Origin of the sequence: Anoxybacteroides tepidamans, assembly GCF_014201465.1 — a bacterium.
Classification (GTDB): Bacteria; Bacillota; Bacilli; order Bacillales; family Anoxybacillaceae; genus Anoxybacteroides; species Anoxybacteroides tepidamans.
In genome coordinates this window covers 103,951-130,882 of record NZ_JACHEP010000005.1, presented here as the reverse complement: position 1 = coordinate 130,882, position 26,932 = coordinate 103,951, and the positions used below count along the sequence as shown (strand labels likewise).

The window sequence follows — 26,932 nt, the reverse complement described above, 5'->3', positions numbered from 1 at the left end:
TAACCAAACAGAAGCAAGCTTCCATTCGGTCCGCTCGACTTGCATGTATTAGGCACGCCGCCAGCGTTCGTCCTGAGCCAGGATCAAACTCTCCAAAAAAGAGTATGTCTAGCTTCTTAACGTTGACTGTTGTCTAGCTTCGGACGCCATCGACTCGTAACGCTCCAGTGCTGCTGTGCGGCGAAAGCCTCCTCGCAGACCCTCCAGCGCGTTTCGTCGATAGGTAGGCGTCCTTAGCTTTTCTATTGACGCTTCGTTTTGTTCAGTTTTCAAAGAACATAAAACCTTCGAAAACGACTTTCTCATGCTATCATATTCCGAAAAATCTTGTCAATATATTTTTTTATTGCCGCATTACTCTCTAGCAGCGACGTTCATTAATATAACATGACTAAAAAAGAAAAGCAACATCTATTTCATTTTTTTTTGCATAAACATAACTCATTATTCATGAGCATAAACATAACTAAAACATCGAGTTCAATCTTAACTATAACATAACCAGACATTATCATAAAACGATCGTTATCATTATAAAAATACATGCTAATTTATCGCTAACTCCTATTCATTTCGGCAATTTTCTAGTCAAATTAAATAAACATCTTAATTCATCGATACGCTATAATCGCCCTCCTTCAAATTTAAACATGGGATCACGGCATCCTTTACTACAAAATGGATAGAAGGTATCGATCATGTAGATATAGATATAAACAAGAAAATTATATTTTTATCTTTTATCCACAGATTTCTTAAAGAATACTGTAACCTTGCACACAACATCAACAGATTATCAACATTGATAATAGTATTTATCCACAAAATAATTAAAAGAATGTACGTCTACTTACTGAATTTGTGGATAACACGTTTCGGATTATCCACAAATCATGGATAACACCTTCATAACTATGTTTGAGGAGTGAACGACAATGATCCGAATTCAACACTTCATTGTAGATAACCACTTTTTTTCTCACGCTTCCTTGTCCAAAGAACAAACGATGATTTTCAATGCTTTATTGAAAGAAAAGCGGACATATGTATATCAAAAGGAACAGCAACTTCGGTTTGAACTTACTTTGCGCGAGCATATTCTTCATGCTGCGATTCGTCTAGCGAAAAGCAAAGCAAAATTTACCATTTTCCGTTTTTCAAGATGCAACGAACAATACTGGCTTAGAAATGAGCTAGGAGGGTTCCAGCTAAAACAAGGGGCCTCTCCTGCTGATGCCATTAACGATATTTTTGAAAACAGTCAATTATACGCATTTGAGTGTGCCACCGCTATCGTCATTATTTTTTATAAAGCCGTGCTAGATACAATCAAAACGGAAACATTCAATCAATTGTTTGCAAATCTCCTACTATACGATTGGCATACAGATCGAGATTTAGGGATCGAAACAAAAAACGGGGACGATTACATCCCCGGTGACTGTCTTTATTTTAAAAATCCGGATGTTGATCCAGTCATGCCGCAATGGCAAGGAGAAAATACAATTTACTTAGGAGACGGGCTTTACTACGGTCACGGAATCGGAATCAAAACGAAAGAAGAAGTGATTGCAGCGCTCAATAAACGGCGAAAAACATCAGCAACAAAATCCGCCTATTTATTAGAACAAACGACTCGAATCGATTTTAAATATTTATCTACCTTTGCTCACTCGCACGAACAGCCTCAAGTTCCAATTGAACGAAACAGTATGGTCATCGGAACAATCGGTTCATTAACCTTCTTGTATAGGTAAGGGTTTTTTTCGGCTCTCACCCCATAAATACGTTCCAATACCAGCTAAAATTAATATTCCTCCTATCCACTGCGACGGTTGAATCATTTCTCCAAGCAAAAAATACGCTAAAATGGCTGCGCCGACTGGTTCAAATAAAATACTCATTGAAATCGTCGCTGCACTTACCCATTTCACAGACCAATTCATCAAAGAATGGCCGAGTAAAGTTGGAACAATCGCCAACAAAATAAAACAAAGCCAATCGGTTTTGCTGTAGGAGAATAGGGGGTATCGGAACCCGAGCACATAAACAAACAGGGTAAATGAACTGACACCGTATACGACATATGTATATGTCATCAACGATAACCGTTTTCGCAAATCTTGCCCAACTAACCAATACCCTGTTACCATTGCACAAGCAAGCAGGGCCAATATATCACCAAACAACGCTTTCCCGCTTATCTGGAAATCGCCCCAGCTGATAATCATGCTGCCTAAAATCGCAAGTAAGCCGCTAAAAAAGGCGCCAACTGTCAATTTTTCTTTAAAAAAGACGTATCCCCCAATAAACGCAAACAGCGGCTGCAATGTTACAAGTACAACCGAACTCGTGACCGATGTATAGTCCAATGACGCGAACCAGAGAATAAAATGAAAAGCTAATAGTACACCAGAAACGACGGAAAACAACCAATCGCGTTTTGAAATTTTTCGAAGTTCACGCCAATATGGAAAGAAAAACGGAGTCATAAATAAAATAGTAAAAAAAAGACGGTAAAACGCTGTGACAGCAGCCGGTGCTTGTGCCCATTTTACAAAAATGGCTGATGTCGATACAGAAAGCGCTCCGATCATGATCGCAACATATGGTTTCAATAAATTCGATGATTGCATAGCCCACCCTCATTCAACGTTTTATAATGATTATAACATCGATTGAAAAAGGTGATTAATATGGATCTGCATCTTTTTATCAAATTAGGGATATCAGCTATATTAGGGCTTGTCATTGGTTTGGAGAGAGAATTAAAGCGCAAGCCAGTTGGCCTAAAGACATGTTTAGTCATTTCTATTGTTAGTTGTTTATTAACGATTGTTTCTATTGAGTCTTCCTATGTTTTTCAATTAAAGGACCATATTACGATGGATCCACTTCGTCTGGCGGCACAAATCGTATCTGGCATTGGTTTTTTAGGTGCGGGAGTTATTTTGCGGCGCGGGAATGACAGCATATCTGGACTAACCACCGCTGCTTTAATTTGGGGAGCGGCGGGAATTGGCATCGCCGTTGGAGCAGGTTTTTACTGGGAAGCGATTTTAAGCATGGCACTGCTCATTGTAAGCGTCGAACTCATTCCTCTGCTCACTGTTTTTTTGGGACCAAAACAGCTAAGAGAGAAGGAATTTGTTTTGCAAATAACCATTTCTAATGCTGAAAATATTGATGACGTCATTTCAGCCATTAAACAGCAAACGATCGACATAAAAACGATTCACATTAAAGATGTAGATGAAAAACACCATCTTCTAAAGCTCAAAGTAGCAGTCGACCAAAAACAGTCAACAACAGATGTATATTACTTCATTCGCAGCATTCCTTCGGTCACCAACATTGAGATCGAAAACATTTGAATAAAAAAACCCTTTGCGCTATATAAAGCGCAAGGGAAATCTACTATTTTTTTTATCTTTTTATCGAATTTACGTCTACTGGTATATAATCAATTACAACTGTATCTTTTCATTAAATATGTTTGTTCATCTTGCAAAAAATATCAATGTATATATAATGAAAATTAGATCAAATATGGGGCATTAGCTCAGTTGGGAGAGCGTCGTGCTGGCAGCGCGAAGGTCACCGGTTCGAACCCGGTATGCTCCATTGGGAAAAACCCTTGCGTGGCAAGGGTTTTTCTTTGTTTATACAAGGAGCGATTGACATAGTTCTCTCTGCCGTTTCGTAATCGCTATTGCTCCGGCAGCAGTGACTCGATAGCTGCGTTGGCTGAACGGGTGGCATGGTCGAGTTCAGCTGCCTCAAAATCTTTAAATCCGTATTTTTGCAAACGTTGTTTTTGCGTTTCAGACAGCTGTTCGTAAGGAATGACAGATGGTGTGCCCGACGATTTATAAATCAAATTTCCCGTCACTGGACACTGGAATGCATCCGCGACAAACCCTTCTCCATCTTGAATCGTAAATAAACGAATCGGCATGACGTTCATACTTCTCCCTCTTTCCATCCGTAATTTTCTTTATTACGTTTCTCCAATAAACGTCCATTCTATACGATTCGTTTTCCAACGATGATTAAATCCCGTTCCACGCCGTCTAATTCGGCTACATTCGGCAAATGCCCCCACTTTTCAAACCCGAAGTGAGAAAAAAGCCGCAAACTTGGTTCATTATGCGCAAAAATAAATCCAAGCAACGTTTTAATTTGCAGTCTCGGACATTCATCAATCGCTTTTTGCAGCAATCGCTTTCCGATCCCTTTTCCGCGATACGCTTCCGAGATATAGATGCCAATTTCTGCTGTATGGCGATAAGCAGGTCGCCCGTAAAATGATCGGAAACTAAGCCACGCGCATACATGACCGGTTTGTTCAACTACCCACAATGGACGTGCATCAGCAGAATGTTCCCAAAACCACTTTTCTCGGCTCTCGACCGTCACCGGTTCAAGATCCGCCGTCACCATTCTTGTCGGAATCGTTTCATTGTATATATCGACAATCGCTTGCAAATCTTCGTGGTTTGCCTCTCTAATCATGAGTTCTTCTTGCATTTTTTCAACTCCTCTTCGTGCGTTTTACTTGCAAAAATTGACGGAAAGAGAGCATACTTAAGTATCGCTTTAGGCGCAATCGAGATGGAGCGGATCCATTAAAAATATTACAACACTTACACTATTTTAGCGTGTAGAAAGGAGAAAGCAAATGAATCGAACGCTTATTGTTTATTTAGTGTCGCTGGCTGCGTTTCTTGGCCCGTTTACGCAAACGATTTATACACCTATTTTACCAGAAGTCACAAAAGATTTTGGTACATCGTCGTTTTTAGTGAATTTGACGATTTCGATTTTTACGTTATTTTTAGCATTGATGCAGATCGTTTACGGTCCGCTAACAGATACAAAAGGGCGCCGAAACGTCATTTTATTTGGCATTTTCGTTTACATGCTCGCATCGCTTGGCGGTTTCTTTTCACACTCTATTTACATGTTGCTTATTTTTCGCGCCATACAAGCGATCGGAATCGCTGCTGGTTCGGTAGTAGCAGCGACTGTTATCGGAGATTTGTTTGAAGGAAAAGAGCGAGGAAAGGCGATGGGCACGTTTCAAATGATGGTTGCGCTTGGTCCTGTTATCGGTCCGATTGTGGGCGGCTTTATCGGCGGAAGGTTTAATTTTCATGCGGTGTTTCTTGTTCTAGTTGTGGTGGGAGTCATCATCTTTATCTGCAATTTCATTTTCCTCAAAGAAACCAAGCCAGAAACAGTGGCAATCGAGCGTTTCGAACTGCGTGATTTTGTCGCGATTTTAAAAAATCGCATCGGCTTATCGATCATTTTATTAGGCTTTATTCAATATTATGCCTTGTATAATTTTTTAGTATTTTTGCCTAGCATTTTAAGCGAGCGGTATCAACTTCCAGCTGAACAAAAAGGAATGGTATTTCTTTCTATGTCTCTTTTTATTGTCGTTGGCAGTTTTTTAGGAGGAAGAATACAAGGGCGTTTTGAAAACAGAAATGTCATGATCATCACGTCTTATTTGAGTGTTTTGGCAATTTTCCTATTTCTTTTCGTTGCCCATGTGTCGATTCCTTTACTTATAAGTTCCATTATGTTATTTGGTTTATTTTTAGGAACGTCGCTACCTGTGCAAACAACGTTGTTAACACAAGTGTTCCAATCGAATCGTTCCACAGCAATCGGCGTCTATAATTTTTTTCGATATATAGGAATGGCGTGCGGACCAGTTGTAGGAAGTTTGTTATTAGAAATCGGCGGATATAGCGCCATATATGGAGTTGTCGATATATTGTTTTTAGTCTGCTCCCTTATATTAACGAAGCAGTTTATCAAAGTGAATAAAAAAGGAGAAATAGACAAATATTATTAGCAAGAAAAGCGCTAGGCGACCAAATTTCGTCTAAAAGCAGCACTCGTCCTGCGAAGAGCGGCGAAATGTCGTCGCCCTAGCTCTGCGAAGATCGCACAAGCGCCATCGAGGAAGCTTAGCCACCGAAAGAAGGGGCGGAGCGCATCACACTGATGGCGCCTGTAGCTAGACAGCGATTTAAGATTTGCCTATCTTTTCAAAAAATGAAACGCAAAAGACGCTTGTGTTTCGTTTTCTACCACATTATTTTTTGTATAAAGAACGGGCCATTGTCCGCAGCCAATCAAGCAACTCTCGCTCCTGTTGCCATAGATGAAAATGCTCTTTTGCATACATAGCCGCTTCTGTTTCGTCACCAAATCCGAAAAAGAGCGGATCTTCTTTCGGCAAACGCTTCTTTTTCAGTAAATAATCAATAACATACGGATTGGCGATCATCGCTTCATCCAACAAATCTTCCAATTCCTCATGAAGCCCGTATTTCAAATACGAGACAAGCAGCCGGTTATAAGTCATTAACGCCGTCGGTTCATCGTATTGGTCAATCAGCTCTTCTGCTTGATCATATTTCCCTAATTCAATATAAGCAGGGAGCAGAAGGTAACGAATGCCTTGGTTATCATTTGGATTTAATTGAAGCAGTTGCTCATATTGTTCAACCGCTTTTTCTTTCTCGCCTAACTGCCAAAGCGTTTGCGCATAATTCGCCTTCGCCCGCATATATGGCCGCGTTTCGACAATTCCCCAAAAATGCCCTTTATTTTCACGGAAAAACCGCTTTCCAAGGTCTTTTTCGCCCGCTTCCATTCCTTTTTTGTAATAGTCAGCAGCCGCTTCGAGCGTGGCCGCTTCATCTCCTAAAATGTTGTAAGCGTCTGGGCTATTTGGATACAGCTTTAACGCTTGACGGGCAAGTTCCATCCGCTTTTTGCGGCTCATTTCTTCAAACGCTTGATATAATAATTCTTGCGCTTCATCTTTTGGCGAAAGGGGCACGGTCGGCGTCTCACCACTATTAAGAGCGGATTGGATATATTGATTGGCTTCTTCGATCGATGAAAACTCTTTTTCTTGCATGATGCGATCAATTTTGCGCAATTCCCGTTCCATTTCTATTCGAGAGTGCTGAAACGGCGAGAAGGAACCAAATTCGTCATCCCACTCGTCTTCGTCGTCCCAATCGAAATCATCAAGATCAAGCTCTTCCATTTTTTCATACATTTGTTGCATGAAATCGGCGAGAATTTCTTCCATCTCGCGATATTTCGCTGACAAGCTGCTGCTTGATACTCCATAATGTTCAGCAATTTCTTTTTGGGTAGCTACCTTATCCGGGAAAAATGTCACCACTGTTAAATAATGAAGCGCCGCCGCATACAATTCCGGTTTTTTTATCGCCGGATTCACTAATCTGCAATACGTGCACCATAAGATGAGCGCAATGTTCGTCAACGGACGTTGCTCATGCAAACGATCCATATTTTCTTTTAAAAGATGTGCTGTATGTTGATGGATCGGGTGATCCCACTGGAGATCTTCTACTTCCACCTCATCAGGAAGCAATGGTTCAACACATTCATGCAACAATTCAGGGAACGAAGAAGCTAAAAACTCGCGAACAGGCTGATTTGCCTCTTTGTATTTTGTTTGCAATACATTGGTAACCATCTCCGCTTTTCTTTTCTCCAGCTCTAAAACAGAGAGAAAGAAAGTGTACGTCGACCCGAGCGATACGAGAAAACCGACGATTAAATTTCCCACTTCTATCTCCGTATCGTCCATCTGTAACGTTACTCGTTTCCGTTCCCCTGTAAAAATATCTTCTACCACGATAAGATCCGAGCTTTCCCGTTCCATCACCCGAGCAAAGGACGGGACTTCATTAGTCCATGATCGTAAAAGGCTGCGTACACTTGCACGTTTAATTTTTGAACCGCGCGTCTGCATATAATGCTCCGCAATAGTTCTTCCGTTCAATAGCGGTGCGCAAAATATTGTCCATTGCGTCACATACAGCATAAACGTTTCTTGCCATTCATCATCAACGACGGGCAGATGACGAATTCGTTGCGCGATAAAATCGCCTAATACTTCTTCGTAGTTAGTTAGTGCATACTGAAATAACTCTTGTTGCAACTGAATCGCTTCTTGAGTAATCACTTCATTGAGAAATACGACGTCTTGCTTTTTTTCACAACAATGTTTATATTTTTTTCCGCTTCCGCATGGGCAAGGATCGTTTCGCCCTACTTTCCCCATCGTTTTTCACCTCTTTCCTAGTTGTATTATCATACATTTTAAACAATATTGCTAGAAAACTTTCCTTTACAATAAAAAAAAAACGCCCAAATTAGGCGTTTCCTTCTTCTAATTCGGCGATCGGAACTTCCCGCGTCTCCCGAAGATGACCGTCACGCATATGGACAGTTGCTGTTTGCCGTTGCTCATTATAACTGTCAATCCATACGGACACCCCATGGTAATGGACAGGAATATCCGCTGGTGATGAAACAATTTGTTTGACGCGATTCATATCCATGAAAATCCTCCCCTTATTCATCGTTCGCTGATAGTATGAACAAGTCCGGAAAAAGTATGCAAAAAAACGACAGAATAGCACAAACTATTCCACAGGAGGTGAACCATGAAATACGTTTATTTCCGTCTTCCTTTAGTCGCAAGAATGTTGCTGATTGGGGGGCTGATGATCGTTGTATTCGGCTGGGTCATTCATGTGATCGAACCAAACACGTATCGCTCATTTTTTGACGGAGTTTGGTGGGCAATTGTTACCGCCGCAACAGTTGGGTATGGCGATTTTGTCCCAAAAACACTTACGGGGAAACTAGTGGCGATTTCGCTTATTTTAGTAGGTACAAGTTTTCTTTCTGCCTATTTTGCGGCATTATCTGCTTCGGCGGTATCGAAAGAAAACACGCTGCTAGAAGGAGAGCTTCCGTATACGAAAGAAGGACATATAGTCATTGTTGGTTGGAATGAACGGACGCGCGAATTGTTACGCCAATTAACCGAACGGCAGCCGCTTGCTTCCTTTGTCATTATTGATGAAACGCTTACTAAATTGCCGATCGCAAACAAAAACATCCATTTTATCAAAGGAAATCCAACGTACGATTCTGTTTTGCAAAAAGCGAATATAGCGAAAGCGAAAATGGCCGTCATTACAGCTGATCCGCATAAACACGAAACAGAGGCGGATATGAGCTCCATTTTAACGCTCGTTGCTATGAAAGGATTGCATCCTACCCTTTATACTATTGTCGAAATTTTGACGGCGCAACAAGCCGCCAACGCCAAGCGCGCTGGTGCAGACGAAATGATTCAAACGAACGCATTGGCAAGCTTTTCGTTTATTCACACGATCCAATCCCCAGGTTTTTCGACAATGTTTGAACAGTTTTTACATTCATCGCAAGAAAGTTATTTGCAAATCATCGAAGTACCGGATGAAATGATTGGACGAACGTTTCGCGAAAGCTGTCAAGCGTTTATTGAAGATCGAGTTCTTCCGATCGGAATTGTACGGGGAGAAGCATCCCTTCTGAATCCTTCTCCCGATATTGTTCTTATTCCTCATGATCGCTTGTTTGTCGTTAAGCGTTAAGCAGCTTATCTTCTAATTGCTTTACTAGCGCTCGACCGACGCTAATATATTTTTCTGGAAACTGGGCGTCTGGATCTTGCGGCTCGGCAAATTGGTTAAACGTCGCAGCAATATTACCGGTACGGACGTCATCATCAAGCCCGAGTTGATATTGGTGCGAAAGCAAATACGGCCGCCCTAGTTTTACCGTTGTCCCGTTCGCGTCAAGCTGGCCATCTACTGCTTCAAACGGGATGCGCAAAAACTGATAGCCGTTTTCGTCATCGATTTTGTAGTCGAATGAACCGTGGTCATAATCCCAGTTTCCCCCAATGACATAGCCAAGCGGTTTCAGCACTTCCTCAAGCTTATACAAACGAAACGTTTTGTCTTCTAATGTCGATGGAATTTCAATCATCGCAACCAACCTCCTTTTTTCGTAGGTTGCCCTAAAAACAGCGATATTAAAAGGGCTTCCCATCACTGGAAAGCCCTTTTTCTTATTTTAACCGCTTCTCCAACTCCGCTTTCTTCTCTTCATACCCTCGTTTACCAAGTAGCGCGAACATGTTCACTTTGTAAGCTTCAACGCCCGGTTGGTCGAACGGATTGACACCTAGTAAGTAACCGCTCATCGCACACGCTTTTTCAAAAAAATAGACGAGATAACCAAACGTATATTCATCCAATTTTGGCAATGTCACGACTAAATTCGGTACGCCGCCGTCTGTATGAGCTAACAACGTTCCTTCAAACGCTTTCGTATTCACGAAATCGACCGTTTTTCCAGCTAAATAGTTCAAGCCGTCGAGATCGTTTTCTTCCGCCTCAATCGTTAGCTCATGACGCGGCGTTGCGACTTTCAATACCGTTTCAAATAAATCGCGGCGGCCTTCTTGGACATATTGACCTAATGAGTGAAGGTCTGTCGAGAAGTTAGCTGACGCTGGGAAAATGCCTTTTTGGTCTTTTCCTTCGCTTTCGCCAAATAATTGCTTCCACCATTCCGCGAAATATTGTAGCGCTGGTTCGTAGTTGACAAGCATTTCAATCGTTTTACCTTTGTTGTATAAAATGTTGCGAATCGCCGCATATTGATATGCTGGGTTTTCTTCGAGCTCGGATTTGCTGAAGTCTTCGCGCGCTTGCGCTGCCCCTTTCATCATTTCTTCAATGTTCGCACCGCTCACGGCAATTGGAAGTAAACCAACTGCTGTCAACACTGAGTAACGTCCGCCAACATCGTCTGGAATAATAAACGTTTCATAGCCTTCTTCCGTCGCAAGCGTCTTTAACGCCCCGCGCGCACGGTCGGTTGTCGCATAAATGCGTTTGCGCGCTTCTTCTTTTCCGTATTTTTCTTCAAGCAGCTTACGGAAAATGCGGAACGCAATCGCTGGCTCGGTCGTTGTTCCTGATTTAGAAATAACGTTAATCGAGAAATCTTTGCCTTCCAATAAGTCCATCACATCTTTCATATATGTCGAGCTAATGTTGTTGCCAACGAAAATAATTTGTGGCGTGTTGCGCTTTTCTTTTGGCAGCGCATTGTAAAACGAATGGTGCAACATTTCAATCGCTGCCCGCGCCCCTAAATACGAGCCGCCAATTCCGATGACGAGCAATACGTCCGAATCCGCTTGAATTTTCGCTGCGGCTTTTTGAATGCGTACAAATTCTTCACGATCGTATTCAACTGGAAGATCGATCCATCCTAAAAAATCGTTGCCTGCCCCTGTTTTTTCATGCAAAGAATGATGGGCAACTTTCACCGCATCACGCAAATATGTAAGCTCATGTTCTCCAAAGAAAGATAATGCTTTTGAATAATCAAAACGAATATGTGTCATAAACTCGTTCCTCCAAGTAAAAAAGTTTTACCTTCTTACACTTTAGCGAAACAAGCGAGGATAATCAAGCTGACCGGCAGATTGAAAACGGATTCATTTATGACATTTTTATATAAAGTTAAGGAAGCTACTTCATCAATAGCTTCCTTGAATTGCTTTATTGCCATGATTATAGCGAAGCACGGTAAATCGCTAATACATCTTCACGGTTTAATTTTTTAAAGTTGCCGAACTCGCCAAAAGCCATCGCTTTATCTGCCATTAACTCCAAATGTTCGTCCCCGATACCGTAGTCAGCTAAGCGGGACGGTGCGCCAATACTTGACCAGAACTCACGCAGCTTATCAATCCCTTCAAGCGCTACATCGCGGTCCGATTTTCCTGTTGGCTCGACATCAAAAACGCGAATGGCCAGCTGTTTAAAGCGTCCCACATTTTCATCGAGCACATGCTTCATCCAATTCGGGAATAAAATCGCCAGTCCTCCCCCATGAGGAATGTCGTATACAGCTGATACCGCATGTTCGATGTTATGTGTCGCCCAATCGCCACGCACGCCCATTTGCAAAAAGCCGTTTAATGCAATCGTTCCGCTATATAAAATTGTTTCCCGCAACTCGTAATTTTCTAAATCGTTCACAAGCTTTGGTGCGGCTTCGATGACCGTTTTTAACACCGCCTCACACATGCGATCTTGCAGCGGAGTGTTCGGAGTATGATGAAAATATTGTTCAAACACGTGTGACATCATATCGACAATGCCGTAAATCGTATGAGCTTTCGGAACGGTCAATGTGTATGTTGGGTCTAAAATCGAAAACTGCGGGAAGGTCACCGGGCTTCCCCATCCATATTTTTCTTTCGTCTCCCAGTTTGTAATGACAGAGCCGGAGTTCATTTCAGATCCCGTTGCTGCCAACGTTAACACTGTACCAAACGGAAGCGCTTCGGTGACGGTCGTCTTTTTCGTAATAAAATCCCACGGGTCGCCATCATATTTAGCGCCTGCAGCAACCGCTTTTGTGCAGTCAATCACACTGCCGCCTCCGACAGCTAACAAGAAATCAATCTGCTCGTTTTTACAAATTTCCACCCCTTTACGAACGGTGGACAGACGCGGATTAGGCTCCACTCCTGAAAGTTCGAATACTTCTGCCTCTACTTCTTTTAATATATTCATCACTTCATCGTACAATCCGTTTCGTTTAATGCTACCGCCGCCATACACTAATAATACACGTTTTCCATACTGCGGCACTTCTTGTTTTAACTGCTCGATTTGCCCTTTTCCAAAAATTAATTTCGTCGGGTTTTGAAAAATAAAGTTTTGCATCGACTTACCTCCTTATTTTCCGCTACTCGTTGATCGAATAGACGAGTAACGCTACACATCAATACATTGAAATAAAAATGCATTTCACTTTTATTATGGTGCTTTTTCCATTCTCATGTAAAGCAATTTGCTTTTCAAGAAAATGATGCATATTTTTTAGCACGATTATGCAATCTATAAGCGAACGATCTTAAATTATAAGGAGGAATCCTCAATGAGTGCACTTCAACGCATTGCACTATTACTTACGATTATCGGTGCGATTAACTGGGGCTTAATTGGCTTCTTTCAATTTGATTTAATGGCAGCTATTTTCGGAGGGCAAAACGCGACGATCTCCCGCATCATCTATGGAATTATCGGTATTGCTGGTTTAATTAACTTAGCGCTTTTATTTAAACCGGCGGAAGAGTTAGGTCGTACCGAGCCTAAAATGTCCCGCACGTAACAGCAAAAGTGAACTTAAAAATCGTTTAGTTTGCGACTACTATAGCATTATCTAGCGCAGAAGGTGTCCAACAAGTGATGGGGCACCTTCTTTTCATTCATGCTTGGATTGTTCAATCCACTCTCGCAATTTTTCTTTTAGCGTGTAAAATCCGGCAGATATCTCCGGCATCGTTTTTAGTTCTGCTTGACGTTTTTCCTTTTTCACTGATGGTACCGCTTTTACAGCCCGCATTGAAAGACTCGCCCGCTTCGTCTTTTCATCAATTGAAAGAATTTTGACAGTGACTTCATCTCCCACTTTTATAAAATCACGAATGTCCTTTACAAATTGATGGGAAACTTCAGAAATATGCACAAGCCCTTGTATGTCTTCACCAATGGCGACAAACGCGCCATACGGTTGAATTCCTGTCACAATTCCTTTGGCAATGCTACCTGCTTCTAACTTTGGCAAACAAAACACTCCTATTTCTTGAATTATGGATATGTAATTTTACATTATATCACTCTGAATGTAGGGAAGCAAAAATTATGACAATTTCCGCAACATTTCAATGAGTGAGAGGAAAACCATCTTCCGACGAATAAAACATGGTATGATGGAGATACAAAAAACAAAAGGAGGCATATGGATGAGCACCATTGGTGAAAACATTAAAATGTATCGGGAACAACGAAAAATGAGCCAGCAAGAGCTGGCGATAAAAGTCCGCGTTGGAACCGCTACTATTCAAAAATACGAATCCGGCGAACAAATCCCCGATACACAGACGATCTTAAAGCTTTCGACCGCACTCGATGTCCCTGCTTCGGAACTGATGGAACAGGAAATGTATAACTCCTCGGGAATCGATCCAGAAATCGAACATCTTGTGAAAGAAATAGGGGTCAAACGTGCGAAACTAATTTTACGAAAAGCAAAGGAGTTCAGTGAAGAAGATTTTTTACGCGTCATGCAAATGCTTTATGAAATTAAATATGGACAGTCCCAATAATTACAACCGTTTCCGCCACTTCGAAAAGTGGCGGAAACAAAAACGGTCGCTATAGTCGTGATAAAAATCGCTTCATCCGTTTGATCGCTTCTTGCAATTGCTCGAGCGATGAAGCGTACGAACAACGGACATATCCTTCACCGCTCGTTCCAAATACACTTCCCGGAACGACTGCCACTTTTTCTTCTATTAACAGCCGCTCGGCAAATTGTTCAGAAGTCAAACCTGTTGCTTGAATCGATGGAAATGCATAAAACGCTCCTCCCGGCAAATGGCAGCGCAAGCCGATTTCGTTTAACGACTGTACGAAATAGTTGCGGCGGCGGCGATAGCTTTTTCTCATTTCGTCCACATCATGCTCCCCATTTTTCAATGCCTCAATCGCCCCGTATTGCGCCATCGTCGGCGCGCACATCATCGTATATTGGTGAATTTTTAACATCGCCTTTAATAACATCTCAGGCGCAGCGACAAATCCTAAGCGCCAGCCTGTCATCGCAAATCCTTTCGAAAATCCGGAAACTAAAATCGTCCGCTCGCGCATCTCCTCAATGGCCGGAAAGCTTGTGTACGGTTCGTCATAAGTAAGCTCCGCATAAATTTCATCAGAAATGACAAGCAAGTCATGTTTCTTCACAATATGGGCAATCGCTGCAAGCTCTTCACGGTTTAATACCGTTCCCGTCGGGTTGTTCGGCGAACAAAGAATGAGCGCTTTCGTCCTTGGAGTAATGATTTGTTCAATTTGTGACGGACGAAGCTTAAATTCGTCCGCTCCGTTTGTTCGAACAAATACCGGAATCCCACCTGCCAATGCCACAAGCGGCCCGTACGACACAAAACTTGGCTCTACCACAATCACTTCATCGCCCGGATTAACAATCGCCCTAAGTGCTAAATCAAGCGCTTGGCTGGCACCAACTGTTACAAGCAACTCACTTTCCGGACGATACTCAAGCGCAAATTTTCGCAACAAGTATGCCGCAATTTCTTGGCGAAGTTCCATCAATCCGGCATTGGCCGTATATGACGTATAGCCTTGTTCAAGCGATAAAATGCACGCCTCGCGAACGCTCCATGATGTTACAAAGTCCGGTTCTCCCACTCCAAGCGAAATGACGCCTTCCATGCTTGCGGCTAAATCAAAAAAGCGACGAATCCCTGATGGCTGCAAACGATTGACCGTTTCGGATACGTACGTTTTCGTTGTGTGTGTCATGGTGCCACCACGATGCGGCGATCTTGTTCTCCTTGGTCAAACACGGTGCCATCATGTTTATATTTTTTCAAAATAAAATGTGTCGTCGTTGAAATGACCGAATCAAGCGTGGATAGTTTTTCCGAAACAAAATGCGCCACCTCTGACATAGACCGTCCTTCGATGACGACTGATAAATCATATGCGCCAGACATTAAGTAAACAGATTTAACTTCTGGAAAACGATAAATACGTTCAGCTACTTCATCAAATCCTACACCGCGCTTCGGTGTGACTTTGACGTCAATCATGGCAGTCACCCCTTCATGTCCATCGACTTTTCTCCAGTCCACAATCGTGGCATATTGAACAATCACTTTCGTTTCCTCTAATTTTCTTAAAATGTCCGCTGTCTCCTCTACCGTCAATGACGTCATTTTCGCTAGCGTCTCGAGCGGTATTCGTGCATTATTCTCTAGTATTTCGATGATTTCCAGTTCTTTTTCCGTTAATTTCATCGTAATCCCTCCCTATTAAGAATTTTCACATAATTTTTATCGATTTGCACGAAAAAAATTTCCCATCATCCATTTTTTTTATAATGCGCATCCCTCTTCATGCTTGATCATTAATAACGAATCGGCCAATTTCCTACATTCATCAAGAGGAATCACCTCTTCGAAAGAGAATTCATAAATAGCTTGAATTTTTTCAGCTAGCCGATCCATATCGTCATATTCATGAACCGCTTGCACAACGTCAACCGCTTCTGTCTCATAGGCATCCGCGCCATAGCGAAACGGATCCCAACGTTGAACCGTCTCAAGCAATGTTCCGTTCGTTTTTGTCATATCCATTGCAATTCCTCCCTTTCCTTAAAGAGAATATGGCAAAATTATAAGCGATCGCGTTGAACAAAATAAAGAAAGGAGACTCACGATGTATTCATTTGACCACGTTATTGAACGAAGACATACTTATTCAGTAAAATGGGATGAAACGGAACGATTTTTTGGAGTGAAAGATGTCTTGCCGATGTGGGTAGCCGATATGGATTTTCAGGCACCTCCCGCTGTCATCGAAGCGATGACCAAACGAGTCGAGCATGGAGTGTTCGGCTATACAGCGATTCCCCGTTCATTAAAAGAAGCGCTTAGTGAGTGGCTAACAACTCGGCACCAATGGACGGTCCATCCGGATTGGATGTCGTTTTCTACAGGCGTTGTTCCGGCGCTGGCAACAGCGATTGAAGCGTTCACGTCCCCTAATGATCGCATCGTCGTGTTCTCGCCTGTGTACCCGCCGTTGTTCCAGCTTGTCCAAAAAAATGGACGCGAACTCGTCAAATGCCCGCTTCGGTTCACAGAAAAAGGGTATGAAATTAACTGGGACGATTTGCAAGAAAAGCTGAAAGGGGCCAAAATGCTGCTGCTATGCAGCCCTCATAATCCCGGAGGACGCGTATGGACAAAAGAAGAACTCACAACGTTAGGAACAATGTGTCTAGAAAAGGGAGTCATCGTCGTATCGGATGAAATTCATGCCGATTTGACGCTGCCGCCTTTTCAACATACGCCGTTTGCCTCCATTGACGAGGCGTTTGCTAACATGAGTGTGACATGCGTCGCCCCGACAAAAACGTTTAATTTAGCGGGTTTGCAATGTGCAAGCATCATCATTCCAAACCGATCGTTAAAAAAACAATTTGATGCCGCGCAACAGCGACAAGGCTTTTTTACGTTAAACACTTTTGCGGTTGTTGGCGCAGAAGCTGCTTATCGTCATGGCGGCGAGTGGCTCGATGCTCTCCTCATGTATATACAAAAAAACATCGAGATGACGTGCTCATTTATCGACACGTCCATCCAGAAGCTGCGCGCCGTCCGCCCAGAAGCGACATATCTTGTCTGGATCGATTGCCGCGAACTCGGAATAACGGAACAGCAGCTTAAACAACTGCTTCTTCATAAAGGAAAAATTGCCGTAGAAATGGGAAGCAAATTCGGGGAAGAAGGGCGGGGTTTTATTCGCCTCAACATCGCCTGCACACGGAAAACATTGGAAGACGCACTAAACCGGTTGGCTGTTGCTTTTGAAGGACTATAAATGATAAAGAAGGCTCTCGTTTAGAGGCCTTCTTTTATCGTTTAATCTCCCCGCATGCAATGCGCTCTCCAGCATCGCCTGCCGGCTGCGTCATTCCGTCGTCCTTGCCTGCATGAATCACTAGAGCGGTGCCTTCTTTTGTCAACAACGTTCCCTTCCCTTCTTTTAACGTCACTTGTGGAGCGGTAAGCTCTGCTTTGGCTGTTCCGTCTTCTTTGACAATAATATTGGGCAAATCGCCGGCGTGTGCACCTTCCGGATGTAGCAAACCATGCTTTTTCTGATCAGGATTATAATGGCTTCCTGCCGATTGAAAGTCCGGTTTTTTACAGCTTGCTTTTTCATGAATATGAATTGCATGTTCTCCCGGCGGCAACCCCTCCAAATCTAACGCAATTTTAACCCCTTTTGGCTGCTCCGACAGTTTTGCCGTCCCTAGCACATCACCAGCGCTATTGATCATTTTGACATTTATTTCAGTCGGATTCGATTCTTTACAGCCGCTGACAAGCGCAACTGTCGTAAGCAATACACCAATTCGTCTAAACATAAAATCCCCTTCCGCAACACTTTTTTATCCAGTATCGCCAGAAAGGGAGGCATTCAAACGGCTATTGTTCATCTTGAATAATGTTTTCTTTCCGCAGCTGCTCTTCAAACTGTTTCGCTTTTTCTTCTTGACGTTTCGAAATTTTTATAATGAGACGCATCGTCAAAATGGCGGCAATTAAAAAAAGCGTACTCGTAATTGCGGCAGGAATATATTCTCTTTTATCTTCCGGAAAATATAGAAATAAATTCAATATATAATGAATCATCGCTTCGTCAACCTCTCACCTTTAAAAATATTTACCTATTTATTATAGCAAAAACAAATAAGCCAAACCACTAAACAGCGTGACTTGGCTAGCTATAATGCAAATTTTTTCAACAGTTGGCTAAAATCGACTCGCTCACCGATCGTCGGCTGCTCCGGTTTGGATAAATACTTTTTATCTTTCTCCACAAGTTTAAAAATATTGTATGTTGTAAATGCATCATCGAGTGCACAATGCGGCTTTCCGACCCCCTCTTTTCCATATTCTTGAACAGCTTTACGCAGCCCCGGTTGATTTCGTTCCCCGAAAAACATTTTATATTCCATCGCTAAATCACGATGCTCACCTGTAAATGGAAACGGAAGATTAGACTGTAAACAATTATGCCGCAACACTTTCATGTCCATGCTTCCCCATGTGATCACGGTCGGTCGCAATCGATCGTATTCTTTTAACCAACGAATCAGCTCTGTAAACGAAATTCCTTGATCGATTTGTTCTTGTGTAATGTTCAAAAATGACTTACATCGTTCCGTTAAAATCGGGAAGTGAGTCGGTTTAACGTACGCGGAAAATTGGTCGCATACTTGATCATTGATGACCGATACGATACCGACTTCAATAATTTCCGGAAAAAAACCGCTCGGCTTTGTTTTGTTTTCAGGCATCGTAAATTCAAAATCAAGAAACAAATACGGATGATCTTTTCCTTGCACGACGATCCCTCCTTTCTTTTCACTTTTTTTCATCTTGTATTTCGGCCAGTGCTAGTACTTTCATTATATCATGAAATTCCATCATTTTACTTACTTTTTTCAGAAAATATTAAAAAAAGGCGGCGGTATATGTCGGCAAAAATCTTTTTGAGTACAAATGATAAAGACGATATAATAAATTTTATGAACAAACTGTCAACGAGGGGGATTTTGATTGAAAAACGTAATTATTCATAAAATTGTAACATTCGTTTTCACCGAGGAACAATTGAAAGCGTTTTGGGAAAAGAAAAAAACCGGCGTACCGTTTGCTTCATTAACAAACGAGCAATATATGAAACTAGCTGAGGAAATGCTTCAGCATTCTTCACATAGCCAACTGCAGCAACATTTAATTGGCCAAGGTTGGCGAATAAAAGAAGACGCGGAAGGGCTCGTTATCGCGGAAGACGATTCGCGGGAAAATATCCACGTTGAAATCGTCGATACAACAATTCCGCAACGTGCATCAAATAAATTGTTTATCGACCGGTTAACGGAGTTTACTTGTCCGGATTGCCAGTTCGCATTTTACATAAGAGGACTTCAAAATCCGCCGCAGTTACATTGCCCTTCTTGCAGCAAAACAATTCAATAAAGGAGTGAAGACCGTTGCATGAAACAGTAACAACAGAAGTATCAAATATGCAATATTATTTAGCGATCGCCATCTTTTTAGGAACATATGCGATTATTATTTCTGAAAAAATCAATCGTGCAGTGATCGCCTTGCTTGGGGCTGCAGGCATGGTCATTTTCGGCATCGTCGATTTGCAAAAAGCGTTTACTCAACACATTGAATGGGGAACGATTACGCTTCTGATTGGCATGATGATTCTTGTCAGCATCACAAGCAAATCAGGATTTTTCCAATATGTAGCCATTAAAGCGGCCAAATTGGCCAAAGGGCAGCCGCTGCGCATTTTAATCATTTTGTCTTTGTTAACAGCAGTGTTGTCCGCCTTTCTCGATAACGTAACAACCGTGCTATTAATTGTTCCGGTTACGTTTTCGATTACCCGTATTTTGCATGTCAATCCTGTACCTTATTTAATTTCCGAAGTCCTGTTTTCCAATATCGGAGGAACAGCGACATTAATCGGCGACCCGCCAAACATTATGATCGGATCAGCGAACAAACATCTAGATTTTAACGATTTTTTAATCAATCTAACACCGATTGTACTTATCATCATGATCGTGACCGTTATGATTCTTGCATTTCTTTACCGGCGACAATTAAAATCCGATCCAAAACTGATCGAGCAGCTGATGAACCTCAATGAAAGGGACTACATTAAAGATCCCCTCTTGTTGAAAAAATCGGTGTCGGTATTGATCTTAACGATTTTAGGATTCATTCTCCACTCCGTCATTCATGTCGATGCTGCTGTCATTGCAATGACTGGAGCGACGATTCTTATGGTCATCGGTGTACATGAGCATGAAATTGAAGATGTGTTCGCGTCGGTCGAATGGGTGACAATTTTCTTTTTTGCCGGCTTATTTACGTTAGTCGGCGGGCTTGTTGATATCGGACTCATTAAAAGCTTGGCGGAAAAAGCGCTCGATGTCACAGGCGGCGATATTTCGGTCGCTTCGTATTTCATCCTTTGGGTGTCTGGCATTGCTTCAGCGACGATTGACAATATTCCGTTTGTCGCGACGATGATCCCGCTCATTAAAGATATGGCAGTCGGCATGGGATTATCGCCTGATTCGCCACAAATCGACGTGTTATGGTGGGCGTTGGCGCTTGGAGCGTGTTTAGGCGGCAACGGAACATTGATCGGTGCTTCCGCGAACGTCATTGTGGCTGGCCTTGCGTCGCGTGAAGGTCACGCATTCAGCTACATCGACTTCTTAAAAATCGGGGCACCGTTAACTTTGGTCGCTTTATTGCTGTCACATTTCTATTTATTTTTCCGTTATCTAATGTAACGAAAAAAAGAGTGAGTGGAAAAAATTCCTGCTCGCTCTTTTTGTTTTTTTACATATAGTGATAAAAAACTGTTCACAAGGAGTGATGGAAAAAATGTACGGCATTCTTCCCGTATTCCATACACCGTACTACATTCGCCAATATCCGCCGGTCGATCCGGCATTATTTAGCCAATCGGCTACAACCGCACAGCTGCTTATGAAAGACGCGAGCATCATTTTAGCGAAATTCGCCCAATCTAAATCGTTTTCCGCAAACATCATGTCGCTCGCCCAAGAAGGAAAAACGAAACAAGTACAGCAAATGATCCAATCGTTAGGTATCCGTTCAAAAGTCGATATTTATTTCAATCCGGACGGCATCCGCTTGACGTTGTCACCGTCGTCTGCTGCCGCAGGATGTTGTCAATTAGTAATTGGACTTCGTTGGAACATCTTTTAGCTGTTTGGTACGCCAAACAGCTTATTCTTGATGAAATTGCTTCAATCCTACTTCCCTTGCATTGCGTAAATCATCCCTTTCTTTGCGCTCGCTCACATGCACAAAATCTTCCTTTGCCCCCATTTGGTTGGCACGTTCGATTTCATTTGCTTTGTTCTCTCGTTCCATTCCGATTCCTCCTTTCTCAACGCTATACGTCGTTTATTTTTCCTGATAAGTAGGGAAAATATGCAAAAACATCATTGACATTGAACACGTTGTTCGGTACGATTCTGTTAACCATAAAAAAAAGGAGGTTTACATATGCGATTGCGTGCGCTTGACATTACGCTCGTCGGCATGTTTGCTGCGCTCATGGCGATTGGTGCCAACATTACTTCGTGGGCGCCGTTTTTAGTCGTTGGCGGCGTGCCGATTACGTTGCAAACATTTTTCTGCGTCTTAGCGGGGGCAATTTTAGGACGCCGCCTTGGTGCGCTTTCGATGGTCGTATACATGCTAGTCGGTCTTTTCGGTGCGCCTGTTTTTGCTAAGTTTTCCGGTGGGTTTGGCATGATTGCCGGTCCGACGTTCGGCTTTATTTTTTCCTTCATTTTAGCGGCTTATGTAACAGGATGGATCATTGAAAAGGGCGGTGAACAGCCTTCGATCGCTCGCTTCATTGCGGCAGCGTTAGTCGGAATGGTTATTAACTATGTTGTCGGTACAAATTGGATGTATTTCGCTTATAAATATTGGGCGGAAGCACCTAAAGGATTTTCTTATAGCATAGCATGGAGCTGGATGCTCGTTCCGCTACCAAAAGACGTGATTTTATCGATCATTGCCGGCATTATTTCGCCACGTTTTTACGCAACGATCCGTAAGTTCACTGCCTTTAATCGCTATGTAGCGTAAAAAAGTGCATGCTTTTCGCATGCACTTTTTACATAAATAGTTTAAATAATTGGTACACAAATCCCGCGATCAGTGCAGAAACCGGCAATGTCACAATCCATGTGATGACAATGCGCCGGGCAACATCCCATTTAACACCTTTGATGCGCTGTGCTGCACCGACTCCCATGACAGAAGATGAAGCGACGTGAGTAGTACTAACTGGTAAATAGAACGTTGTAGCCGCAAAAATAACAAGCGCAGAAGACAAATCAGCTGCCGCTCCGTTGACCGGGCGGATTTTCATAATTTTTCCGCCGACTGTTTTAATAATTTTCCAACCGCCGACAGAAGTACCAAGTCCCATCGCCACCGCCGCCGAAATGCGCACCCACTCTGGGATTTCTGTGGAAGTATGATAATTCCCAGCGATTAAAGCCATTGTAATAATTCCCATCGCTTTTTGCGCATCATTCGTTCCATGCGTATAGGCTTGCATAGCTGCCGTAAATACTTGGAACAACCGAAATCCTTTCGTTGTTTTGGAAAGGTTTGCATTTTTAAACATCAATCGAAACAAGCTCATAATCACGAATCCTACCCCGAAGGCAAGGAACGGAGAAATAATCAATGATTGTAAAATTTTTAAGAACCCTGCATAATTCAAAATGTTAAACCCACCAGCTGAAACGGCAGTTCCGGCGACCGAGCCAATAAGCGCATGAGACGAGCTGCTCGGAATGCCATAATACCATGTAATTATGTTCCAAACAATCGCCGCTATTAACGCCGCTAAAATGACAACCGATCCGTTTTCTAATGCAAATGGGTCGACAATGTCTTTCGTAATCGTTTTTGCTACACCGGTAAATGTTAACGCCCCGAGCAAGTTCATCGTCGCAGCCAAAATAATCGCTTGGCGTGGGGTTAACGCTCTTGTTGAAACAGATGTTGCAATCGCGTTCGCTGTGTCGTGGAAACCGTTAATAAAGTCAAACGCTAACGCAAAAATAACTACTAAAACTGTAAGTATCAATACTGTATCCATAAACGCGTGATCTCCTTTTACGCGTTGCGCATAATAATCGTTTCAATCGTATTGGCAACATCCTCACAGCTGTCCGCGATTTCTTCCAACATCTCGTATAACTCTTTATATTGAATAAGCTTAATTGGATCTTTTTGTGTGACAAATAAGTTTTTGATTGAGGCGCGCAAAATTTCGTCGCATTTTGTTTCGTAATCTTTAATTTTAATCGCATGTGTGCGCATGTCTAGCAATTTTTTACTCGCTAATAATTTGAGCGCTTCTGCAATTTCAATCGTGCTTTGATAAATATTGTTGAAAAACTTCACCATATGATCGTCGATATCCGTAAACGAGAACATTTCAAAACGGGCTGAACATTGTTCCAGTCCGTCTAACACATCGTCCATTTTCATCGCTAATTGATGGATGTCTTCGCGTTCAATCGGCGTAATAAATGTTTTATTTAGCGCAACGACGAGTTCATGAATAAACGAATCGCCTTTCTTTTCATATTCTTTCATGACGCGGGCAAATTCTTTTAAATCGCTAATGTTATGAATTTTGTACTCAACAAAATATTGGGCCGCTTCTTTAACATTTTCTGAAATCGTAAATAATAAATCGAAAAACACATCTTTTTTTGGTGAAAAAAACATGCAAAAAACCCCCAATTAGGTGATAATAGTGAGCCGCCCTGTCTTTGTCTTATTTTATCAACAATCTTCAAATTTACAATATGTTCAAAAAAAATTAATATAAATTTTACATTACCTTTACAATTCAGATAAAATAATAAAACGAAGCCAGTGATGACGGCTTCGTTTTTCTTAATCAATCAAAACGTTCTATAAATGTCGCAAGTGTGCGCACCATCACACCGGTAGCGCCAGCTGGACCGAGGTCGTGTTCTTTCGATGTGACCGATGTTCCTGCGATATCAAGGTGAACCCACGGCGTATCTTCCGCAAATTCAGCCAAAAACGCTCCGCCCATAATCGCATGTCCTTCGCGCCCTGGCGAGTTGTTTAAATCAGCAATCGGACTATTGCGCACACGTTCTTTATCTTTTTCAGTAATCGGCAAACGCCAAATAAACTCTCCTGTTTCTGCAGATGCTTCTAATACTTGTTCAAACAATGCTTCGTTATTCGTCATCGCCCCGGTTGTGTGAACGCCAAGTGCAACGATTACTCCTCCTGTTAACGTCGCCACATCGATCAAATAATTAGCACCATGATGTTTCGCATATGTAATCGCATCCGCTAAAATAAGGCGCCCTTCCGCATCTGTATTCGTAACTTCAATCGTTTTGCCGCTCATCGATGTAATCACATCATCCGGTTTAAATGCTTCGCCACTAATCATATTATCCGTAGCTGGAATGACCGCCACTACATTTTGTTCTGGCCGAAGTTCACCGATAATTTCCATCGCTCCAAGAACAGCCGCTGCACCGGCCATATCTGTTTTCATGCCAACGATGCCGTCTTTCGGTTTAATCGAATAACCGCCTGTATCGAATGTCACTCCTTTTCCAACAAGACCAATGACATGGTTCCATGTTTCTTTTCCTTGATATTTTAAGACAATCATTTTTGGCGGCTCGCTTGACCCTTGATTGACCGCTAAAAATGCCCCCATCCCGAGCTTTTCCATCTCCTCTTTTTCAAGTATTTCATATTCAAAATCATATTTTTTCGCTAATTCCACCGCGTAATCGGCTAAATCGGTCGCCTTTAATAAGTTGCTTGGCGTATTGACGAGCGTGCGAGCCGAGTTTGTCGCTTTTCCGTAAACTGAACCGACCAATAGACTTGCTTCCGCTTCTTCTTTGTCTGCCTCTGTATAGACAATGATATGCTCGATCTTTTTTTCCGGTTCATTTGATTTTTGTTTATAGCCAGCAAACTGATATGTCGCCAAGGCGAACGCCTCAGCAAGCGCATGGGCCGCGTCGTTCACATCAATTCGTTCCGTTGTAAACGTGTCTAAAGCAACGGCAACTTCTGTCCACTTCACCCCTTTTAATGTTTTAAACAATTTGCCGAACACTTCTCTCAACGCGTCAAACGTCAATTCACTTTCTTTCCCCAACCCAACAAAATAGAGACGCTTTACATTTGTTTGCCCAAGTGTATGTACTTTCGAAACATGCTTTTTCTTCGCGGAAAGATCTCCTTCCTTGAATAACTCCAGCAGCTGCCCGTTTAACTTTTCGTTCCATTCGGCAACCATTCCGTTAAAAGGAGGCTGCTTATCAAACAACCCAACGACCAACGCTTCATGTTTAGCATTAACAGGCATTTCCCGAACGACCGTAAACATCGAATCCACCCCTTTTACTTGTTTTATCTCTCCCATTCATTATACAAAAAATATTTCGCTTATCTGGCTAGTCGCGCAAAAATAAAACGAGCGATGGAAGTGGCGGCAACTGATTGATTTCAGAAAAATCAACTCTGTCAACATCTGCTGGAATGATCATGAGGCAACGCTCAATAAACACGCATACTTCCCCAACATCCATTCCCCAATAAAACGGGCGATATGGCTGCAAATAGTCATAAGCAGCTTGCATCATCGTGCGCGTTCCTTTGACGTTGCCGTAACTGTAATGATAAAGCGCTACCGTCATTTGCAGCAATCCTTTAATAAAAAAATTTCGTTTATCAACCATCCAAATTTCTTCTAATAAGTCATGACAAGTATAATAATCCCCTTCATTGAACTTCACGAAAAACTCATAATATTCAAGCGGATACAAAAAACTCCCCCCTTTTTTTCATCATATCACAAGGAAAAGAACGAACCGAAAGAGAATAGAAAAAAAGAGGTGATGCAAATGAAAATCATTTCCCTTTGTCCGAGCAATACAGAACTTCTCGCTTATTTAGGCTTGACAGAGCAACTGGTTGCCGTTGACGACTATTCCGATTGGCCTTCATCCGTCCATACACTTCCGAAAGTAGGCCCTGATTTACACATTGATATGGATAGTGTCGAAGCGATGAAACCAGACCTTGTTCTCGCTTCTTTAAGCGTGCCTGGAATGGAACGGAACGTCACGGAACTAGAAAAGCGAAACATTCCTTATCTCGTCTTTCAACCTCATTCGCTGCAAGACATTGCAAACGACTTGCTTCGATTAGGAGAAGCTCTCGAGCAAAAGGAACGGGCACAAGCAGTGGTTGAACGTTATTATGCGATCATTAATCAATATGCTCAGCTAGCTAAAAAAGTAAAACAGCCGACGACGCTTTATTGGGAATGGTGGCCGAAGCCTGTATTTACCCCGGGAAAAACGAATTGGCTCAGCGAAATAAGCGAACTAGCCGGTGGAACCAATCTTTTTGCCGATCTCGAACAAGCGAATGTGCAAACTGATTGGGAAGAAATTAAAAAAAGAAATCCTCACCATATTTGTCTCGTTTGGGTCGGTGTCTATACCGAAAAAATCGATCCAAATATCGTGAAAAAACGGCCGGAATGGGCACAACTCGAAGCGGTAAAATCGAATCGAATTTACGTTCTTGAGGAAGCGCTTTTTTGCCGTCCTTCTCCACGGCTGTTGCTCGGCTTAAAAAAGATAGCCTCTCTCCTTCATCCCGATACGTTTCCTGCTTACGACGGCACAGATCCTTTGTTGCATCAATAAAGAAGGGCTA

General features: G+C 42.4%; 32 protein-coding genes, 1 tRNA gene and 1 rRNA gene. 13 read left to right on the top strand and 21 right to left on the bottom strand.

Going from position 1 to position 26,932, the window contains the following annotated elements; genetic code table 11:
- Positions 1-99, bottom strand: a 16S ribosomal RNA gene (locus HNQ34_RS07410); the annotation flags it as partial.
- Between the two features lie 836 nt (positions 100-935).
- Here HNQ34_RS07410 and HNQ34_RS07405 point away from each other — a divergent pair.
- Positions 936-1,757 (top strand): protein-glutamine gamma-glutamyltransferase, encoded by an 822-nt coding sequence (locus HNQ34_RS07405; RefSeq protein ID WP_183253123.1) that lies wholly within the window; start codon positions 936-938, stop codon positions 1,755-1,757.
- On the opposite strand, the gene HNQ34_RS07400 is transcribed toward HNQ34_RS07405, so the two are convergent.
- Positions 1,737-2,636: a DMT family transporter gene (locus HNQ34_RS07400; protein WP_183253121.1), complete on the bottom strand. Its 900-nt coding sequence runs from the start codon at positions 2,634-2,636 to the stop codon at positions 1,737-1,739. The genes HNQ34_RS07405 and HNQ34_RS07400 overlap by 21 nt on opposite strands.
- Positions 2,637-2,696: 60 nt before the next feature.
- Between HNQ34_RS07400 and HNQ34_RS07395 the strand changes: the two genes are divergently transcribed.
- Together HNQ34_RS07395 and HNQ34_RS07390 are read left to right on the top strand one after the other, a co-directional pair.
- Positions 2,697-3,374, top strand: a complete 678-nt coding sequence (locus HNQ34_RS07395; RefSeq protein WP_183253118.1) for an MgtC/SapB family protein — start codon at positions 2,697-2,699, stop codon at positions 3,372-3,374.
- A 177-nt stretch (positions 3,375-3,551) separates the two neighbouring features.
- Positions 3,552-3,624, top strand: a tRNA-Ala gene (locus HNQ34_RS07390).
- 85 nt (positions 3,625-3,709) lie between these two features.
- On the opposite strand, the gene HNQ34_RS07385 is transcribed toward HNQ34_RS07390, so the two are convergent.
- Together HNQ34_RS07385 and HNQ34_RS07380 are read right to left on the bottom strand one after the other, a co-directional pair.
- Positions 3,710-3,967: a hypothetical protein gene (locus tag HNQ34_RS07385; RefSeq protein WP_246363923.1), complete on the bottom strand. Its 258-nt coding sequence runs from the start codon at positions 3,965-3,967 to the stop codon at positions 3,710-3,712.
- Between the two features lie 59 nt (positions 3,968-4,026).
- The gene (locus tag HNQ34_RS07380) at positions 4,027-4,515 is read right to left on the bottom strand and encodes a GNAT family N-acetyltransferase (RefSeq protein WP_183253145.1); all 489 of its coding nucleotides are present in this window, start codon (positions 4,513-4,515) and stop codon (positions 4,027-4,029) included.
- 166 nt (positions 4,516-4,681) lie between these two features.
- Between HNQ34_RS07380 and HNQ34_RS07375 the strand changes: the two genes are divergently transcribed.
- On the top strand, positions 4,682-5,869 hold the full coding sequence (locus HNQ34_RS07375) for an MFS transporter (RefSeq protein WP_183253116.1): 1,188 nt from the start codon (positions 4,682-4,684) through the stop codon (positions 5,867-5,869).
- 243 nt (positions 5,870-6,112) lie between these two features.
- Here HNQ34_RS07375 and HNQ34_RS07370 read toward each other — a convergent pair whose 3' ends face one another.
- Positions 6,113-8,128 (bottom strand): SEC-C metal-binding domain-containing protein, encoded by a 2,016-nt coding sequence (locus HNQ34_RS07370; RefSeq protein WP_183253114.1) that lies wholly within the window; start codon positions 8,126-8,128, stop codon positions 6,113-6,115.
- A gap of 91 nt (positions 8,129-8,219) precedes the next feature.
- On the bottom strand, positions 8,220-8,408 hold the full coding sequence (locus HNQ34_RS07365; protein ID WP_183253112.1) for an H-type small acid-soluble spore protein: 189 nt from the start codon (positions 8,406-8,408) through the stop codon (positions 8,220-8,222).
- Positions 8,409-8,513: 105 nt separating this feature from the next.
- On the opposite strand from HNQ34_RS07365, the gene HNQ34_RS07360 reads away from it, so the two are divergent.
- The gene (locus tag HNQ34_RS07360) at positions 8,514-9,494 is read left to right on the top strand and encodes a potassium channel family protein (protein WP_183253110.1); all 981 of its coding nucleotides are present in this window, start codon (positions 8,514-8,516) and stop codon (positions 9,492-9,494) included.
- On the opposite strand, the gene HNQ34_RS07355 is transcribed toward HNQ34_RS07360, so the two are convergent.
- From HNQ34_RS07355 to HNQ34_RS07345, 3 genes are all read right to left on the bottom strand, one after another.
- Complete coding sequence (locus HNQ34_RS07355) at positions 9,484-9,891, bottom strand: YugN-like family protein (RefSeq protein ID WP_183253108.1); 408 nt, start codon at positions 9,889-9,891, stop codon at positions 9,484-9,486. The two genes, HNQ34_RS07360 and HNQ34_RS07355, sit on opposite strands and share 11 nt — an antisense overlap.
- A gap of 82 nt (positions 9,892-9,973) precedes the next feature.
- Positions 9,974-11,323: a glucose-6-phosphate isomerase gene (locus HNQ34_RS07350; RefSeq protein ID WP_183253107.1), complete on the bottom strand. Its 1,350-nt coding sequence runs from the start codon at positions 11,321-11,323 to the stop codon at positions 9,974-9,976.
- Positions 11,324-11,492: 169 nt separating this feature from the next.
- Entirely contained in the window at positions 11,493-12,656 is a 1,164-nt protein-coding gene (locus HNQ34_RS07345; RefSeq protein WP_183253106.1) for an iron-containing alcohol dehydrogenase, read from the bottom strand.
- 214 nt (positions 12,657-12,870) lie between these two features.
- On the opposite strand from HNQ34_RS07345, the gene HNQ34_RS07340 reads away from it, so the two are divergent.
- Positions 12,871-13,104: a DUF378 domain-containing protein gene (locus tag HNQ34_RS07340; RefSeq protein ID WP_183253105.1), complete on the top strand. Its 234-nt coding sequence runs from the start codon at positions 12,871-12,873 to the stop codon at positions 13,102-13,104.
- 93 nt (positions 13,105-13,197) lie between these two features.
- On the opposite strand, the gene yugI is transcribed toward HNQ34_RS07340, so the two are convergent.
- Complete coding sequence (gene yugI / locus HNQ34_RS07335; RefSeq protein WP_183253104.1) at positions 13,198-13,560, bottom strand: S1 domain-containing post-transcriptional regulator GSP13; 363 nt, start codon at positions 13,558-13,560, stop codon at positions 13,198-13,200.
- A 178-nt stretch (positions 13,561-13,738) separates the two neighbouring features.
- Between yugI and HNQ34_RS07330 the strand changes: the two genes are divergently transcribed.
- On the top strand, positions 13,739-14,101 hold the full coding sequence (locus HNQ34_RS07330) for a helix-turn-helix domain-containing protein (protein WP_183253103.1): 363 nt from the start codon (positions 13,739-13,741) through the stop codon (positions 14,099-14,101).
- A 49-nt stretch (positions 14,102-14,150) separates the two neighbouring features.
- On the opposite strand, the gene HNQ34_RS07325 is transcribed toward HNQ34_RS07330, so the two are convergent.
- The 3 genes from HNQ34_RS07325 to HNQ34_RS07315 form a co-directional block, all read right to left on the bottom strand.
- Positions 14,151-15,320: an aminotransferase gene (locus HNQ34_RS07325; protein WP_183253102.1), complete on the bottom strand. Its 1,170-nt coding sequence runs from the start codon at positions 15,318-15,320 to the stop codon at positions 14,151-14,153.
- The gene (locus tag HNQ34_RS07320; RefSeq protein WP_183253101.1) at positions 15,317-15,817 is read right to left on the bottom strand and encodes an Lrp/AsnC family transcriptional regulator; all 501 of its coding nucleotides are present in this window, start codon (positions 15,815-15,817) and stop codon (positions 15,317-15,319) included. The genes HNQ34_RS07325 and HNQ34_RS07320 overlap by 4 nt, the downstream gene beginning before the upstream one ends.
- A gap of 78 nt (positions 15,818-15,895) precedes the next feature.
- Complete coding sequence (locus HNQ34_RS07315; RefSeq protein ID WP_183253100.1) at positions 15,896-16,156, bottom strand: DUF1871 family protein; 261 nt, start codon at positions 16,154-16,156, stop codon at positions 15,896-15,898.
- Positions 16,157-16,238: 82 nt separating this feature from the next.
- On the opposite strand from HNQ34_RS07315, the gene HNQ34_RS07310 reads away from it, so the two are divergent.
- Positions 16,239-17,405 (top strand): MalY/PatB family protein, encoded by a 1,167-nt coding sequence (locus HNQ34_RS07310; protein WP_183253099.1) that lies wholly within the window; start codon positions 16,239-16,241, stop codon positions 17,403-17,405.
- A 34-nt stretch (positions 17,406-17,439) separates the two neighbouring features.
- Here the strand turns inward: HNQ34_RS07310 and HNQ34_RS07305 are convergent, their stop codons facing one another.
- The 3 genes from HNQ34_RS07305 to kapD all read right to left on the bottom strand — a co-directional run bounded on the left by HNQ34_RS07305 (position 17,440) and on the right by kapD (position 18,891).
- On the bottom strand, positions 17,440-17,955 hold the full coding sequence (locus tag HNQ34_RS07305) for a superoxide dismutase family protein (protein WP_183253098.1): 516 nt from the start codon (positions 17,953-17,955) through the stop codon (positions 17,440-17,442).
- Between the two features lie 61 nt (positions 17,956-18,016).
- Positions 18,017-18,223 carry a hypothetical protein gene (locus HNQ34_RS07300; RefSeq protein ID WP_183253097.1) on the bottom strand — a complete coding sequence of 69 codons (207 nt, stop codon included), beginning with the start codon at positions 18,221-18,223 and terminating at the stop codon, positions 18,017-18,019.
- A 92-nt stretch (positions 18,224-18,315) separates the two neighbouring features.
- Positions 18,316-18,891, bottom strand: coding sequence for a 3'-5' exonuclease KapD (gene kapD / locus HNQ34_RS07295; RefSeq protein ID WP_409978360.1), 576 nt, complete (start codon positions 18,889-18,891; stop codon positions 18,316-18,318).
- A gap of 262 nt (positions 18,892-19,153) precedes the next feature.
- Between kapD and HNQ34_RS07290 the strand changes: the two genes are divergently transcribed.
- The 3 genes from HNQ34_RS07290 (at position 19,154) to HNQ34_RS07280 (ending at position 21,361) form a co-directional block, all read left to right on the top strand.
- On the top strand, positions 19,154-19,576 hold the full coding sequence (locus HNQ34_RS07290) for a hypothetical protein (protein WP_183253095.1): 423 nt from the start codon (positions 19,154-19,156) through the stop codon (positions 19,574-19,576).
- 47 nt (positions 19,577-19,623) lie between these two features.
- Entirely contained in the window at positions 19,624-20,919 is a 1,296-nt protein-coding gene (locus tag HNQ34_RS07285) for an ArsB/NhaD family transporter (protein WP_183253144.1), read from the top strand.
- Positions 20,920-21,013: 94 nt separating this feature from the next.
- A complete protein-coding gene (locus HNQ34_RS07280; RefSeq protein ID WP_183253094.1) occupies positions 21,014-21,361 on the top strand; it encodes a hypothetical protein in 348 nt (115 codons plus the stop codon).
- A gap of 21 nt (positions 21,362-21,382) precedes the next feature.
- On the opposite strand, the gene HNQ34_RS07275 is transcribed toward HNQ34_RS07280, so the two are convergent.
- Entirely contained in the window at positions 21,383-21,529 is a 147-nt protein-coding gene (locus tag HNQ34_RS07275) for a hypothetical protein (RefSeq protein ID WP_183253093.1), read from the bottom strand.
- A 135-nt stretch (positions 21,530-21,664) separates the two neighbouring features.
- Here HNQ34_RS07275 and HNQ34_RS07270 point away from each other — a divergent pair, with 135 nt between their 5' ends.
- Positions 21,665-22,258 carry a biotin transporter BioY gene (locus HNQ34_RS07270; RefSeq protein ID WP_183253092.1) on the top strand — a complete coding sequence of 198 codons (594 nt, stop codon included), beginning with the start codon at positions 21,665-21,667 and terminating at the stop codon, positions 22,256-22,258.
- 28 nt (positions 22,259-22,286) lie between these two features.
- Here HNQ34_RS07270 and HNQ34_RS07265 read toward each other — a convergent pair whose 3' ends face one another.
- The 4 genes from HNQ34_RS07265 to HNQ34_RS07250 all read right to left on the bottom strand — a co-directional run bounded on the left by HNQ34_RS07265 (position 22,287) and on the right by HNQ34_RS07250 (position 26,031).
- Positions 22,287-23,285 carry an inorganic phosphate transporter gene (locus HNQ34_RS07265; protein ID WP_183253091.1) on the bottom strand — a complete coding sequence of 333 codons (999 nt, stop codon included), beginning with the start codon at positions 23,283-23,285 and terminating at the stop codon, positions 22,287-22,289.
- A gap of 17 nt (positions 23,286-23,302) precedes the next feature.
- Entirely contained in the window at positions 23,303-23,923 is a 621-nt protein-coding gene (locus tag HNQ34_RS07260; RefSeq protein WP_183253089.1) for a DUF47 domain-containing protein, read from the bottom strand.
- Between the two features lie 175 nt (positions 23,924-24,098).
- Entirely contained in the window at positions 24,099-25,592 is a 1,494-nt protein-coding gene (locus HNQ34_RS07255) for a leucyl aminopeptidase (RefSeq protein WP_183253086.1), read from the bottom strand.
- Positions 25,593-25,659: 67 nt separating this feature from the next.
- On the bottom strand, positions 25,660-26,031 hold the full coding sequence (locus HNQ34_RS07250) for a DUF309 domain-containing protein (RefSeq protein WP_183253084.1): 372 nt from the start codon (positions 26,029-26,031) through the stop codon (positions 25,660-25,662).
- 78 nt (positions 26,032-26,109) lie between these two features.
- On the opposite strand from HNQ34_RS07250, the gene HNQ34_RS07245 reads away from it, so the two are divergent.
- Positions 26,110-26,922, top strand: coding sequence for a cobalamin-binding protein (locus HNQ34_RS07245; protein ID WP_183253082.1), 813 nt, complete (start codon positions 26,110-26,112; stop codon positions 26,920-26,922).
- Positions 26,923-26,932 lie beyond the last annotated feature (10 nt).